Annotated in this window: 13 protein-coding genes and 1 pseudogene; 6 read left to right on the top strand and 8 right to left on the bottom strand. The window is 62.5% G+C overall.

From position 1 onward, the window contains the following. Nucleotides 1–16: 16 nt before the first annotated feature. From hfq to dusB, 6 genes are all read right to left on the bottom strand, one after another. On the bottom strand, nt 17–568 hold the full coding sequence (hfq, locus tag G6N82_RS00940) for an RNA chaperone Hfq (RefSeq protein ID WP_165192872.1): 552 nt from the start codon (nt 566–568) through the stop codon (nt 17–19). A gap of 127 nt (nt 569–695) precedes the next feature. Next, entirely contained in the window at nt 696–2,069 is a 1,374-nt protein-coding gene (locus tag G6N82_RS00935) for a sigma-54 dependent transcriptional regulator (protein ID WP_165192855.1), read from the bottom strand. 60 nt (nt 2,070–2,129) lie between these two features. Next, complete coding sequence (locus G6N82_RS00930; RefSeq protein ID WP_346773743.1) at nt 2,130–4,295, bottom strand: ATP-binding protein; 2,166 nt, start codon at nt 4,293–4,295, stop codon at nt 2,130–2,132. 77 nt (nt 4,296–4,372) lie between these two features. Next, the gene (locus G6N82_RS00925; protein ID WP_165192854.1) at nt 4,373–5,785 is read right to left on the bottom strand and encodes a sigma-54 dependent transcriptional regulator; all 1,413 of its coding nucleotides are present in this window, start codon (nt 5,783–5,785) and stop codon (nt 4,373–4,375) included. Next, entirely contained in the window at nt 5,782–6,855 is a 1,074-nt protein-coding gene (locus tag G6N82_RS00920) for an ATP-binding protein (RefSeq protein ID WP_165192853.1), read from the bottom strand. Before G6N82_RS00920 ends, G6N82_RS00925 begins: the two co-directional genes overlap by 4 nt. Before the next feature lie 32 nt (nt 6,856–6,887). Then, nucleotides 6,888–7,904: a tRNA dihydrouridine synthase DusB gene (gene dusB / locus G6N82_RS00915; protein WP_165192852.1), complete on the bottom strand. Its 1,017-nt coding sequence runs from the start codon at nt 7,902–7,904 to the stop codon at nt 6,888–6,890. A gap of 96 nt (nt 7,905–8,000) precedes the next feature. Between dusB and G6N82_RS15120 the strand changes: the two are divergent. Together G6N82_RS15120 and G6N82_RS00900 are read left to right on the top strand one after the other, a co-directional pair. Continuing rightward, nucleotides 8,001–9,153: pseudogene (locus G6N82_RS15120) on the top strand (bifunctional 2-C-methyl-D-erythritol 4-phosphate cytidylyltransferase/2-C-methyl-D-erythritol 2,4-cyclodiphosphate synthase). Then, nucleotides 9,150–9,671 carry a CinA family protein gene (locus tag G6N82_RS00900; protein WP_165192849.1) on the top strand — a complete coding sequence of 174 codons (522 nt, stop codon included), beginning with the start codon at nt 9,150–9,152 and terminating at the stop codon, nt 9,669–9,671. Before G6N82_RS15120 ends, G6N82_RS00900 begins: the two are co-directional and overlap by 4 nt. Here G6N82_RS00900 and G6N82_RS00895 read toward each other — a convergent pair. Further along, nucleotides 9,632–10,093: a type II toxin-antitoxin system RatA family toxin gene (locus tag G6N82_RS00895; RefSeq protein WP_165192848.1), complete on the bottom strand. Its 462-nt coding sequence runs from the start codon at nt 10,091–10,093 to the stop codon at nt 9,632–9,634. The genes G6N82_RS00900 and G6N82_RS00895 overlap by 40 nt on opposite strands. Next, a complete protein-coding gene (gene lipA / locus G6N82_RS00890; protein ID WP_165192847.1) occupies nt 10,093–11,049 on the bottom strand; it encodes a lipoyl synthase in 957 nt (318 codons plus the stop codon). The genes G6N82_RS00895 and lipA overlap by 1 nt, the downstream gene beginning before the upstream one ends. Before the next feature lie 79 nt (nt 11,050–11,128). Between lipA and G6N82_RS00885 the strand changes: the two genes are divergently transcribed. From G6N82_RS00885 to G6N82_RS00870, 4 genes are read left to right on the top strand one after another with little or no spacing between them, the layout of a single operon-like run. Then, nucleotides 11,129–12,115 carry a sodium-dependent bicarbonate transport family permease gene (locus G6N82_RS00885; protein ID WP_165192845.1) on the top strand — a complete coding sequence of 329 codons (987 nt, stop codon included), beginning with the start codon at nt 11,129–11,131 and terminating at the stop codon, nt 12,113–12,115. Continuing rightward, a complete protein-coding gene (locus tag G6N82_RS00880) occupies nt 12,112–12,420 on the top strand; it encodes a transcriptional regulator (RefSeq protein WP_165192843.1) in 309 nt (102 codons plus the stop codon). Before G6N82_RS00885 ends, G6N82_RS00880 begins: the two co-directional genes overlap by 4 nt. Nucleotides 12,421–12,446: 26 nt before the next feature. After that, nucleotides 12,447–13,088, top strand: coding sequence for a carbonic anhydrase (locus G6N82_RS00875; protein ID WP_165192841.1), 642 nt, complete (start codon nt 12,447–12,449; stop codon nt 13,086–13,088). A gap of 39 nt (nt 13,089–13,127) precedes the next feature. Continuing rightward, nucleotides 13,128–13,841 (top strand): NYN domain-containing protein, encoded by a 714-nt coding sequence (locus tag G6N82_RS00870; protein ID WP_165192839.1) that lies wholly within the window; start codon nt 13,128–13,130, stop codon nt 13,839–13,841. Nucleotides 13,842–13,859 lie beyond the last annotated feature (18 nt).

The following is a 13,859-nucleotide window of genomic DNA, read 5'->3' as shown; positions in this document are numbered from 1 at the left end:
AGGTCGTCGTCGAAGCTCAGTCTTCTTCGCCTTCCCAGTCGCCGGCCAGATCAACTGGCGAAGCAGGCTGGATTGTGGAGACCGCATGCTTGTAGGCAAGCTGCACAAAGCCGTCGCGTTCCAGCAGCACGCAGAACAGGTCATAAGCGGCAATCCGGCCTTGCAGCATCACGCCGTTGACCAGGAACATGGTGACCTGCACCTCGACTTCGCTGACGCGCTGCAGGAACACATCCTGTAGCAGGCGCTGCTTGCCGCTGCCGCCCTGGCTGGCGAATTGTTCGGCGTCGATCGGCTGACCCGGCATGATCGTCGAGATCGCATGCTTGTAAACCAGCTGCGATTGCCCGTCGCGGCGCAGCAACAGCGAGAAATTGTCAAACCAGGTGACGATTCCCTGAAGTTTCACGCCCTTGACAAGGAATACTGTGACCGGTGTCTTGTTTCGGCGCAGCAGGTTCAGGAACGCATCCTGAAGCTTGGCTTGCTTGCCCCCGCCCCCGCCACCATCGGAGGAGGCTGGCTTTTCCGGCTGGGGGCGCGCGGAGAGGGTTCGCCCGCTGGACATGTGTATTCTCCTGTTATTGGCGGCCGCCCTTGCGGTCCGCAATCTGGTGCCTGGCACCGTCTTCTCTCAGGATAATGGCGAGTTTCAGTGCGTTCGGCAATCCCGATTATGCTGCAATGCAACCTGATCAGTCATTCCGGTCCGTCATTCCCAGCAACTTGAGCTTTCTATGCAGTGCCGATCGCTCCATGCCGATGAACGCGGCGGTCTTCGAGATATTGCCCGAAAATCGCCGGATCTGGACACTCAGATACTCCCGCTCGAAGCTCTCGCGCGCTTCGCGCAGCGGCACGCCCATGACCTCGGAAAAGCTTGTGCCGCTCGGCTCGCCAGTCGAACCGGTTATCTCTCCCGGCAGCATATGCGGTTCGACCACAGTCAATTCCTCGCGCGGGGTCATGATGATGGTTCGCTCGATCACATTGCGCAGCTCGCGCACGTTACCCGGCCAGTCATGTGCCTGTAGCGCAGCCATGGCCTGCTCCGAGACTTCCGGCGGCTGCAGGCCTTGATCTGCGGCCAGGCGGGTGAAGAAATGCTGCGCCAAGGCTGGAATGTCATCACGCCGCTCGGCCAGCGAGGGGATAGCCACTGGCACGACGTTGAGCCGGTAGAATAAATCCTCGCGAAAGCGCCGCTCGGCCATTTCCTGCGCAAGATCTCGCGAGGTAGAAGAAACCACCCTTACATCGACCCCGATCTGGCGACTGCCCCCGACGCGGACAAAGCTCTGTTCGGTGAGGACCCGCAGGATGCGCGCCTGGGTGGACAGCGGCATGTCAGCCACCTCGTCGAGATAGAGCGTGCCGCCATCGGCCATTTCCAGCAGGCCCGGCCGCACCAGCTTGCCATCCGCCTCTTCCCCGAACAATTCCTGCTCGAACCGCTCGGGCGTTATGCGGGCGGAATTGACGATCACGAACGAATGTTCTGCTCGCGGGCTCCAGCTGTGGAGCAAACGTGCGGCCACTTCCTTGCCGGCACCGGCGGGGCCTGAAATCAGGACCCGGCTACCGGTATTTGCCACGCGCTTGAGTGTCGCGCGCACGCCGTTGATTGCGGTCGAATTGCCGGTGAACTCCTCCCCGCCGATCACCTTGCCGCGCAGCTGGATGTTCTCGCGCCGCAGCCGATCCGTTTCCGTCGCGCGTTCGACCAGAAGGAGCAGTCGCTCGGCCTCGAACGGTTTCTCGATGAAGTCCATTGCGCCGCGGCTGACGGCGGAAACCGCGGTATCGATATTGCCATGGCCGGAAAAGATGATCACGGGGAGCTCCGGCTCGCGCGCCTTGATCGCATCGAGCACTTCCAGCCCGTCCATCTCGCTGCCGTGCAGCCAGACATCGAGCAGCACCAGACTGGGCCGACGTTCGTCGATCGCGGCCAGCGCGCCAGTGCTATCGGCCGCGGTGCGGCAAACATAGCCCTCGTCACTCAAGACCCCCGCAACCAGGTCGCGGATATCGCGTTCGTCATCAACGATCAGGATTTCGAGCGCCACTACGGCACCTCCCTTTGCTCTGTAATGCCATTGCCTTTCGCTGCGCCGCTTTCCATCGGGTCACGGGCAAAGCGCAGCATGACGCGGGTCCCCCCCGTCTTCCCCGCTTGAAAAACTCATGTCGCCGCCATGTTCGTCAACGATCTTGTTGACGATCGCGAGCCCGAGCCCGGTACCCTTCTCGCGCGTCGTGACATAGGGCTCGACAATCCGCTCGCGCTCTTGTGGTAGACCTACGCCATTGTCTTCGACGCTGATGGTCAGATGAGACGGGCTATCGCGCATCACGATGGCGACCTTGCCGCGAAAATCGATTTCGGAACCTCGGGCGCGGGCTTCGACCGCCTCGACCGCATTCTTGATCACATTGGTCATGGCCTGGCCGAACTGGTGGCGGTCACAATTGATCACGCCGGATTCAAGCTCGTCGATCGACAGCGCGAAATTCACCTCGGGATGCGCCACTTCCTGCAGGAACAGCGCCTGGCGGACCAGGTCGAGCGAGTCTTCGTGGCGGAAGGTCGGCTTGGGCAGGCGTGCGAAAGAGCTGAACTCGTCCACCATGGTCCTGAGGCTGCCGACCTGGCGCACGATCGTGTCGGTCAGCTCGTCAAACAGATCGGCATCGCTGTCGATCTGGCGGCGATAGCGGCGCTTCAGCCGTTCGGTCGCCAGCTGGATTGGCGTGAGCGGGTTCTTAATTTCGTGCGCAATGCGGCGCGCCACATCCGACCAGGCGGCCTGCCGCTGGTCGAGCAATTGCCGGGTGATATCCTCGAAGGTGATAACGTGGCCGCCTTTTTCCGGGGCGATCTTGACCGCCAGCGTCAGCAGGTCGCTTCCCTTGGAATGCGTGGCAATCCCGCTTTTGAGCCCGGCTTCGATCATCGCGGCGATCTGCGGTGACAGTTCGGACAAAGGAGCGCCAATCGCCTCCCTCGCCTGCCCTTGCTCGAACAGCAGCGCTTGCGCCGATCCGTTCATGAGCAGCACTCGCTGCGCGCTATCGACCGAAATGATCCCGGCAGTGACTGAATCCAGCACCGCTTCCATGAAGGCGCGGCGGTCATCGATCTGGCGGTTCGCGTTGACCAGTGCCTGGGTCTGCTTTTCAAGCTGCGCGGTCATGCGGTTGAAGGCTCGGTTAAGCAGTCCGATTTCGTCAGCCCCCTTGCGCCCTTCCACCCGCATCGCGAAGTTCCCTGCCCCCACCTTGTTGGCAGCGGAGACAAGCTCTGTCAGCGGTTCCACCTGCCGATCGGCGAATCGCAGCGCGAACCACACCGCCAGCCCCACCAGTGAAAGGCTGACAACGAACAGCGCCAGGTTGAAACGCAGCTGCAGCGCCCGCGCGCGCTTGGTCAGGGTTTCGTAGGTCGAGGCGACCGATTGCGCCTTTTCCCAATAGTTGAACGAATCCTCTTCCGGGCTGCGCGCATTGTAGAGATAGATCCCGGCATCGCGATCGATTGGCGCGAGCGCGGCGATGCGTTCAGGGCTGCCTTCAACCACTACCAGCTCGCCATTGTCGAGCCGCGGCAGGGCACTCTCGCTGAATTCGAGCGGGCGATTGCCTTCCACCAGATCGAGGATCGCAGCGGTTCTAAGCGAGCCGTCTGGCATCTGCTGCAGGATCGCGCTTTCGGAGATCTCGCGGGCCTGCGCCTGGTACGCGTAGACATCGGCGAACCCTTCATCGGCCAGCGATCCGCGCTGGAGGTAGAAGCGCATGTCCCCCGCCATGGTCACCGTTTCCTCGGCGACGTCGCGCTGGTTCTGGTCGTAATAGCCCTGCGCCAGCTCGTTGGCGTTGTTCATCAACCCGCGTGAATCGTCCGAGAACCAGAAGTCGACGCCTGACTGGAACAGGAAGGCCGCAAAGCCGGCGACCAGCAAGGTCGGAATGGCGGCGATCAGCGAGAAAAAGAACACCAGCCTGACATGCAATCGCGCCGTAGTGCCGGCCGCGCGGCGCAAGGCGAGGCGCCGCCCGAATAGGACCATTAGCGCCATCGCAGGGATCAGAGTTGCGACGAGGAGGAAGGAAACCTGCGCCGAAGGCAGCAATGTGCCATCGGCTGGCGCGCTGGTGAAGGCGAACCATGTGCTCCAGACGGCCAGCAGTAAACCGGCAGCAGATAGGGCCTCAAGCCAGGCAAACACGTTGGAGCGCCGCGCGCCCAGATAGGCGCGACGGAGCCAGCGCGGCGTGCGTTTAAACTCCATTCCCGCCAGGACCTGCATAGTTGCAAGGATACAACGGCAATGTTGCAATTATGCAAGCAGTTTTTTGCTGCCTTGCGTCAGAGCGGTTTGGCGAAGCGGTCAGCGTTGATGGCCAGCTCACCCAGGCGTTTGCGCAGGGTGTTTCGATTGATGCCCAACAGCTTCGCCGCGCGAACCTGGTTACCGCCCGTTTGCGCCAACGCATATTCCATCAGCGGCTTTTCGAACGCGGCCAGCGCATTGTGGTACAGCGCGCCCGGAGGCGGATGATTGGCTGCGAGCCAAAGCTGCAGCGCGCCGTTGAAATCAAGCTGCTGCTCGGTCGCGCTGGTCTCGCGTTCCTGCCCGATAATGTCCGCTAGCACGCTGGCGTCGATCACATCCTCGCGCGCCAGCAAAGCCAGGCGATAGATCACATTGCGCAGCTCGCGCACATTGCCCCGCCAACGACGCTGCTCCAGCGCAGTGATGGCGTCACGTGCAATCTGGCGGCGCGGCAACCCATCCTCGGCTGCAAGGTTCAGGAAATGCTGGGACAGCACTTCGATGTCCTCGCGCCGGTCGCGCAGCGGCGGCAGCTCGATCGGCACCACATTCAGGCGATAGAACAGGTCCTCACGGAAGCTTCCGGCGGCAATCATCGGCGCCAGGTCGCGATTGGTAGCAGCGATGATCCGGACATCAACTGAAATTTCCTGCCGACCGCCGACCCGGCGGATCCGGCCTGACTGGAGCGCACGCAGCAAACGTGTCTGCGCCTCAGCCGGCATGTCGCCGATTTCGTCGAGGAACAGCGTGCCGCCATTGGCCTGCTCGAACTTGCCGATGGTCTGCGCCACCGCTCCCGTAAAGGCGCCCTTTTCATGCCCGAACAGTTCGCTCTCGATCAGTTCGGAGGGGATCGCAGCGGCATTGACCGCCACAAATGGGCCGGACTTGCGTGAACCCAGTTGGTGGATGGCTTCGGCCACCAGTTCCTTGCCCGTGCCGGACTCGCCTGTAATCAGGACCGTAAGGTCATTGCGCAGCACGCGCGTGATCATGCGGTAGACGCCCTGCATCGCCTGGCTGCGCCCGACCAGCGGCATGCCGTCGCCCTCTGCCGCAGGGGCGGCTTCTGCCCCGCTGCGTTGACCAGCAGCCTGCCGGACAGCCCGCACCAGTTCGTCGAGATCGAACGGCTTGGGAAAATATTCGAAGGCGTTGGTCTCGCTTGCGCGAACTGCGGTATCCAGCGTGTTCTGGGCAGAAAGCACGATCACCGGCATGTCGGGATCGGCAGACCGAACCGCACCCAATGTCTCTATCCCGTCACCATCGCCCAGCACCACGTCGGTCAGCATTGCATCGAAACGGCGTTCGGCCAGCAAGCGGTCACGCGCGGCAATGCTCTCGCAGTGATGGAGTGAGAAGCCTTCGTCTTCCAGCGCCGCGGTGATCACCGTCGCGATGGAACGATCATCTTCGACCAGCAGGATTGCGCCGCTCATGCCGCCTCATCTCCCTTGGCCACCGCCATGTGAATACGAAAATGGGTCAGGCCATCGCGCGTGTCGCGCTCATGACCGATCCGGCCCTGCATATCCCGCACCAGCTTGCGGACAAGCGCCAGCCCAAGGCCTTGCCCCGATTTCTTCGACGTAACAAAGGGCTCGAAAATATGATCGCGTAGCGCCGGATCGATACCCGGCCCGTTATCGGTGACAGTAATCTCGATCGGCAACTTCACGCTGCGTCCGAAGTGGAGCGCGCTATAGGCGAAGCCGCTGACGAAACGCGTCCGGATCACGATTTGCGATGCCTCGACTTCCGCAGAATTGAGCGCGTCGCGGGCATTCGAAACCAGGTTGATCAGGACCTGTTCCAGCGCATCGCGGTTGGCCAGCACTGGCGGCAGCGAAGGATCGAACTCTTCAAGGATTTCGATCCCCTCGGTGCCCGCCGCCCTGACCGTTGCAACCGCCGAGCGGATCGCCTCGTGCAAATTGGTCGGCCCTAGCTCCTCTGGGGTCGAGCGTCCGAGCTGCTGCATCCGGTCGATCAAGCGCGCAATCCGGTCCACCTCGTCGGTGATTACCCGGGCAAGGCCGCGATCCTTCGGTTCCAGCTTGCGCGCGGCGAGCTGGGCTGCGCCGCGGATAGCCGCAAGCGGATTGCGGATTTCGTGCGCAAGAATGGCCGGAGCGCCAAGGCTGGCCGCCTCCCCTTCCTGCTCGCGCGATGTGTCGTTGCGCCCCGAGTCCGACAATGTGACCACGCGCCAGCCCGGATGCGCGGCGAGCGGCGACAGGGTCAGGTTGATGCGGTGTTCCTGCCCATCGACAAAGGCACTGATCGAGCGCGCGACGAGCGAAGCGTCAGAACGGGCCAGATGATCCAGCACGCGGTCGTCATGGAATTCGACCGCCTCCACCAATGGCCTGCCGGCCAATCGCTTCTCGCTCTTTCCGAGCAACATTTCGGCCGCGTAATTGAGCTCGGCGATCCGGCCACGATCATCGATCAGTACGGCTGCAAAGATCAATCCGCCCAGCTGCGACGCCGGATCGGGACGTCGCATGGATTTTGCCGGAGCTTTGTCGGCCACCCCGGTCACGCGGCACGGCGACGCAGGAAGGGTTCGTAGAAGCGTTCAAGCTCGCCCAGCACCTGTTGCGGATCGTCGATGAAATTCACCTTGTTACGGAACTCGGCCGAGCCATGCAGGCCCTTGGTGTACCAGCCCAGGTGCTTTCGCGCGATTTTCACGCCCGTGTCGCGCCCGTAATGATCGAGCATATCGGTATAATGCTCGACCAGCACCCGGTATTGCTCGTCGAAACTGGGGCTCTCCAGCTTCTCGCCGGTCCGCCACCAGTGCATCACCTGCCCCAGCAGCCATGGCTTGCCATAGGCGCCGCGCCCGATCATCACCCCATCGGCACAGGATTGCTCAAGCGCCTTGGCCGCATCCTCGATCCCGCAGATATCGCCATTGACGATCACCGGGATCGAGACAGCTTCCTTGACCTTGCGGACGAAGGCCCAGTCGGCGTGCCCCTTGTACATCTGGTTGCGCGTGCGGCCATGGACGGTGATCATCTTAACACCCAGGTCCTCGGCAATGCGGGCCATCTCGGGCGCGTTCAAGCTGGCATGATCCCAGCCCATCCGCATCTTGACCGTGACCGGCACGCTCACAGCTTTCACCGTCGCTTCCATCAGCTTCGTAGCCAGCGGAACCTCGCGCATCAGCGCGCTGCCAGCGAACTGGCCCACCACCTTGCGCACCGGGCAGCCGAAATTGATGTCGATGATCGCCGCGCCATTGCCTTCCTGCAGCTTGGCCGCTTCCGCCATGCTGGACGGGTCGCACCCGACTAGCTGCATCGAGACAGGCTCCTCGATCGGATCCCATTCGGCCTTCTGGATGCTGATCCGCGTTTCGCGAATGGCTGCTTCGCTGGCGATCATCTCGGTCACGTTGAGGCCTGATCCGTAGCGGCGCACCAGGCGGCGGAACGGCAGGTCTGTCACCCCCGTCATCGGCGCGAGCACGACCGGGTTGTCGATCCGTACCGGACCGACATCAATCGGCTTCAAGGCCGGGGGAGGTGGAAGCGAAGTCATGAAATTGTGCTGCTGCCCAAAAATTGGGCAGCGCATAGTGGATTGCACTTGGCGCGTCCAGCCCTTAAGCGCCAGCGCCCTTGGAGCATTACCTGCGTGAGCGAAAGCACCACCCTTCTCCCCTTTGCCGCCATAGTGGTCGCCGCCGGCAAGGGGCTGCGCGCGGGCGGTGACGTGCCCAAGCAGTTCGCTATGTGGCGCGGCAAGCCGCTGGTCCGGCATTCGGTCGAGGCGCTGCTTGCCCATGGTGCAAGCGACGTGGTGGTAGCCATCCCGGAAAATGGCGATGACGCGGCACATGCTGCGCTGGCAGGACTCGATGGCTATCGTCTCGTGACCGGTGGTGAAACCCGCCAGCGATCGGTCCGCAATGCGCTTGAAGCCTTGGCCGGGACTTCGCCTTTGCGCGTCCTGATCCATGACGCTGCCCGGCCGGATATCCCTTCACGCGTTATTGCCGGGCTACTCGAAGCACTCGACGCCGCGCCCGGCGCGATACCGGTTTTGCCCGTCGTCGACAGCCTGGCCGTCGCCGAAGGATCGGTCATGAGCGGCAAGGCGGACCGCGAGGCAATGCGCCGCGTCCAGACACCGCAGGCTTTTCGTTTCGATGATATACTGGCCGCCCACCGCGCCTGGCATGGCGCACCCGACGCTGGCGATGATGCGCAAGTGCTGAAGGCCCATGGCGGCGAAGTGCGTCTGGTCGAAGGCGACGAACGCTTGAAAAAGATCACATTCGCGGAGGATTTCGTGAACAGCATTCCCGCAAGTTCGGGTCGGATCAGGCTTTGATGTCCATCGCTTGGCTGAAGGCGAGGAGTTGTGGCTGTGCGGCGTGCAAATCCCCCACAACAAGGGACTCGCCGGTCATTCGGATGCGGACGTTGCCATCCACGCGCTCGTCGACGCAATGTTGGGCGCGATCGGCGATGGCGACATCGGCACCCATTTCCCGCCCAGCGACCCGCAGTGGAAAGGCGCCCCCTCCCCACTGTTCCTCGAACATGCCGCAAAGCTGGTGGCGCAGGCGGGCTATGCCATCGGCAATGTCGATCTGACGCTGATTTGCGAGGAGCCCAAGATCGGCCCGCATCGGGACGCTATGCGATTGAAACTGGCAGAGCTCCTGTGCGTTGATGTATCGCAAGTGAGCGTGAAGGCAACCACTACCGAGCGGCTCGGCTTCACCGGCCGCGGCGAAGGCATTGCTGCGCAGGCCATGGTCAGCCTGCAGAGGAACCAATGAGCGAAGACACACCAATCGAACCTGGCAGCCTGCTTCCCGCCGATATCGACGCGCTGGCGCGCAAGGTGGTCGAGGCCAACGCGGCAATTGGCCGGAAGATTGCTCTCGCAGAAAGCTGCACTGGCGGGCTGGTGGCGGCGGCGATCACCGAAATCCCTGGCTCCTCCGCAGTGCTCGATCGCGGCTTCGTGACCTATTCGAACGAAGCCAAGATGGAGAGCCTGGGTGTCCCGCTCGACATCATCGAAACCTTTGGCGCCGTTTCGATCGCGTGCGTCTGGGCGATGGCGGAAGGGGCGCTGAAGCACAGCCATGCCGATGTGGCAGTGGCAATTAGCGGCGTTGCCGGGCCCGATGGGGGATCCAAACTCAAGCCGGTCGGCACGGTCGTGTTCGCGCGGGCGACCCGCGGAGACGGTGCCAAGCCCGAAGGCGAGCTGAAGCTGTTCGCGGATATGAACCGCGCCGAAGTGCGCCGTCAGGCCGCGCTGTGCGCGCTGGAACTGTTGCTGCCGTAAACTTCCGCCGCGCGCGCTTCGAACGCGGCCACCATCTTGTGGAAGGCGCGGTCGAAATACTGGCCCGCAAGCCGCTCGAACATTCGGCTCTTGAACGCGAATTCGACCGTGAAATCGATTTCGCATCCGCCATCCGGGTGCGGGCGAAAGATCCAGGTGTTGTCGAGATCGCGCAGCGGCCCGTCGACGTAGTGCACATCGATCATGCGCGGGCGTTCCTTCTCAACCCTTGAGGTGAATTTCTCGCGCAAAGATTTGAAGCCGACCACCATGTCCGCGATCATTTCGGTCTCGCTGTCGGAACGTACGCGGGTGGCGATGACCCACGGCAGGAATTCGGCATAGCGGGCGACATCGGCCACCAGGTCGAACATCTGTTCGGCGCTATAGGGCAGCCGCCGCGTTTCTCGGATACCGGGCATCAGGCCTTTTCGCGGGCTGCCGCCTTGGCCAGCTTTTCAGCGCGGGCGGCCTTCATCTGTGCGAAATCCTCGCCCGCGTGATAGCTTGAGCGGGTCAGCGGGCTTGCCGCAACCTGAAGGAAGCCTTTCGCGCGGGCAATCGAGCCATAAGCCTTGAATGCATCGGGCGTGACAAATTCCTCGACCGTGGCATGCTTCGGCGTCGGCTGCAGGTACTGCCCGATGGTGATGAAATCGACTTCCGCGCTGCGCATGTCGTCCATCACCTGATGCACTTCAAGCCGCTGTTCCCCCAGCCCCAGCATGATGCCGGATTTGGTGAAGATCATCGGATCTTGGCGCTTCACTTCCTCGAGCAAACGCAGCGACGCGTAATAACGCGCGCCGGGGCGAATGGTCGGGTAAAGCCGCGGCACGGTCTCGAGGTTATGGTTGTAAACATCTGGCCCGGCTTCACAAATCGCCTCGACCGCGGCGCGCATCTTGCCGCGGAAATCGGGCGTCAAGATCTCGATCGTCGTGCCCGGCGTCTCGCGGCGCAGCGCCTTGATCACCTTCACGAACTGCCCTGCCCCGCCATCGGGCAAATCGTCGCGATCGACGCTGGTCACGACGATATGCTCAAGGCCCATCTTGCCGGCCGCGATCGCAACGTTTTCCGGCTCCATCGGATCGACCATGCGCGGCATGCCGGTCTTGACGTTACAGAAGGCGCAAGCGCGCGTGCACACATCACCCAGGATCATGACCGTGGCGTGCTTCTTGGTCCAGCATTCGCCGATATTCGGGCATGCCGCTTCTTCGCACACGGTGTTGAGGTTGAGCTCGCGCATCAGCCTGCGCGTCTCGTTGTACCCCTCGCTGACCGGCGCCTTTACGCGAATCCAGTCAGGCTTGCGCTGGCGCGGTGGCCGCGGCCCGTCCGATGCGGGCGGCGTGGAAGAAAGGTCGTTCATGGCGCCCATCTAGGGAAAGGCTGTGCAAGGCGCAATGGTGCCGCTTGTCGAGATAGGTATGCATGGCTAACGCGGGGCAATGGACGCTACGACACTGCAGACTTTCACCTCGCCCGTAGTGCTGTTTTTCGTGCTGGGCATGGTGGCTGCTTTCGCCCGCTCGGACCTTGCCATCCCCGAGGCGATTGCGAAGGGCATGTCGCTTTACCTGATGGCGGCGATCGGCCTTAAAGGCGGGGTCGCGGTTTCGAAATCCGGGATCGACAGCACGGTGCTGGCGGCGCTTGGTGCCGGCATTGCCGCAAGTTTCCTGATCCCCTTTGCCGCCTATGCCCTGATCAAGGGCTTTGGCAGGCTTGACCGGATCAATGCCGGTGCAGTCGCGGCGCATTACGGCTCGGTCAGCGTGGTAACCTTCGTCACCGCGGTCGAGATCCTTGAGGCACAGAGCAAACCGCCCGGCGGCTATATGGTGGCGGTGATGGCGGCGATGGAAACGCCCGCTATCCTCTCGGGCCTTTTGCTGGCCCGCGGTATGGGCAGCAAGGGCGACCAGTCCAAGGGCGAATTGCTGCACGAGGTATTCTTCAATGCTTCGGTGGTCCTGCTTTTGGGCGCGTTTGCGATCGGCATGATCGGGGGGGGCGACGGCTTTTCCGAGGTCAGCCCCTTCTTCGAGGCTGGTTTCAAGGGCGTACTTTGCCTGTTTCTGCTGGACATGGGGCTGATCGCGGCGCGCCGGATCATGGATGCCCGCGCGCTGACCTGGCGGCTGGTCGTGATCGCAATCGGTCTGCCGCTGGTGAACGGAGCATTGGGCGCAGCGCTGGGCACGATCATCGGCCTGGACGTCGGTTCCGCTGCCGCGCTGGGCGTGCTGTGCGCCAGCGCCAGCTATATCGCCGTCCCGGCGGCGATGCGGCTCGCCCTGCCCGAAGCTGACCCGGGCATCTACCTGACGATGTCGCTCAGCCTGACCTTCCCCTTCAACATCCTCGTCAATATCGGCTTGATCAGCGCGACCGCGAGCGCGCTGGCAGGCATGATGGGAGCCAGCGCGCCATGATCGAGACCGTGATCCGCAAACGCATCGAAATCCTGACCGACAAGGCGCTGGTCAAACGTGTGACCACTGCCATCGACAAGGTGGGAATCACCGGCTGGACGGTGACTCCGGTTGAATCCGGCAAGGGCCGCGAGGGGCGCTGGCGCGAAGAACGCGTGATGGGCACCGACAAGGTCCTGGTGCTGACAATCGCGCCGGAGGACAAGGCGATGCAACTGGCAGAGGATATTGCCCCGATCCTGACATCGCACGGGCTGCTCTTCAGCATGTGGGATGTGCAGGTGATCAGGGGCGAACGTTTCTAGCATGATGCTCTGGGGGGACGCAGAAAGTGCCTGAATTTGCCGAACTGCTGAAAGGATACCGGCGCTTTCGCCACGAAGGCTACCCGCGCCAGAAGGCCCGCTATGACGAGCTGGTGCGCGAGGGCCAGCGCCCCGAACTGATGATCATCGGCTGCAGCGACAGCCGGGTCGATCCGGCGCAGATATTCGATGTCGATCCCGGCCGCATCTTTGTAGTGCGCAACGTTGCTGCACTGGTCCCCCCATTCGAAAACGCGCCGGGCCACCACGGGGTGTCCGCTGCGGTCGAGTTTGCCGTCCAGATGCTGCAAGTGAAGCAGATCGTGGTGATGGGGCATGGCATGTGCGGCGGGTGCAAGGCAGCCCTGACACAGGACTTGCACGGCAACGAGCCCGGCGAAGGGGGTTTCATCGCCGATTGGATCCACTTGCTCGATCACGCGCGCGAACCGGTTGCCGCACGTTACGGGACCGAAGGCCGCGAAGCAGAGCGCGCGATGGAAATGGAAGCGGTCAAGGTCAGCCTCGCCAACCTGCGTACCTTTCCGTGGGTTGCCGAAAAGGAGCGGAGCGGCGCGGTGAAGCTGCGCGGTGCCTTCTTTGCGATATCGGAAGGCGTGCTTTACGTACTGGATGAAACGAAGGGCGCATTCGAGCCGGTCGAATAATCGCTTGCCCGCACCCTGCCCCGGCCCCAATTAGGCGCCATGTCAGAAACAAATGCAAAAAACATCGCGCTGCTGATCGACGCAGACAATGTCGATCCTGGCGGCATCAATGCCGTCCTAACCGTGTTGGCCGAACTGGGGCAGGTGAACATTCGCCGCGCTTACGGCAATTGGGCCAAGGACGCGTTGAAGCGCTGGGCCGATATCACCAACCGTTATGGCATCCGCCCGCACCAGCAATTCGACCTGACCCGCGGCAAGAATGCGACCGACATGGCCATGACGATCGATGCAGTTGACCTGCTTTATCAGGGCAAGGTCGACGGTTTCGGGATCATGAGCAGCGACAGCGACTTTACCCCGCTCGTCACTCGGCTGCGCCAGGATGGATTGCCCGTTTATTGCTTTGGCGACACCAAGACGCCTGAAGCGCTGCGCACCGCCTGCACCCGCTTTATCGATATCGGCAAGCTGATGAAGGAAGATGGCGGCAGCGGCAATGCCCCCGGCAAGGGGGAGAACGCCGTTGACGAAGAGCTCATCGAATTGCTGGGCGGTGCTTGGAAAGCCGCAAGCCGTGATGATGACGGTTTTGCCAAATTGCAGGAAGTCGGCCAGATCGCGGGCAACCGTTCGAGTTTCGATGTCCGCAACTACGGGTTCCGCAGGCTGTCAGAATTGCTCCGGTCGCTCGACCGGTTCGAACTGAAGCGCGGTACGGACGGGCAGGTTTATGTCAGGCGCCTGCGCTGAATTCAGATAGCCGCAATG

It is taken from the genome of Altererythrobacter sp. BO-6 (genome assembly GCF_011047315.1).
Taxonomy (GTDB): Bacteria; Pseudomonadota; Alphaproteobacteria; order Sphingomonadales; family Sphingomonadaceae; genus Erythrobacter.
Note: the sequence above shows the minus strand (reverse complement) of the source record. Positions and strands in the feature narration are given on the sequence as shown.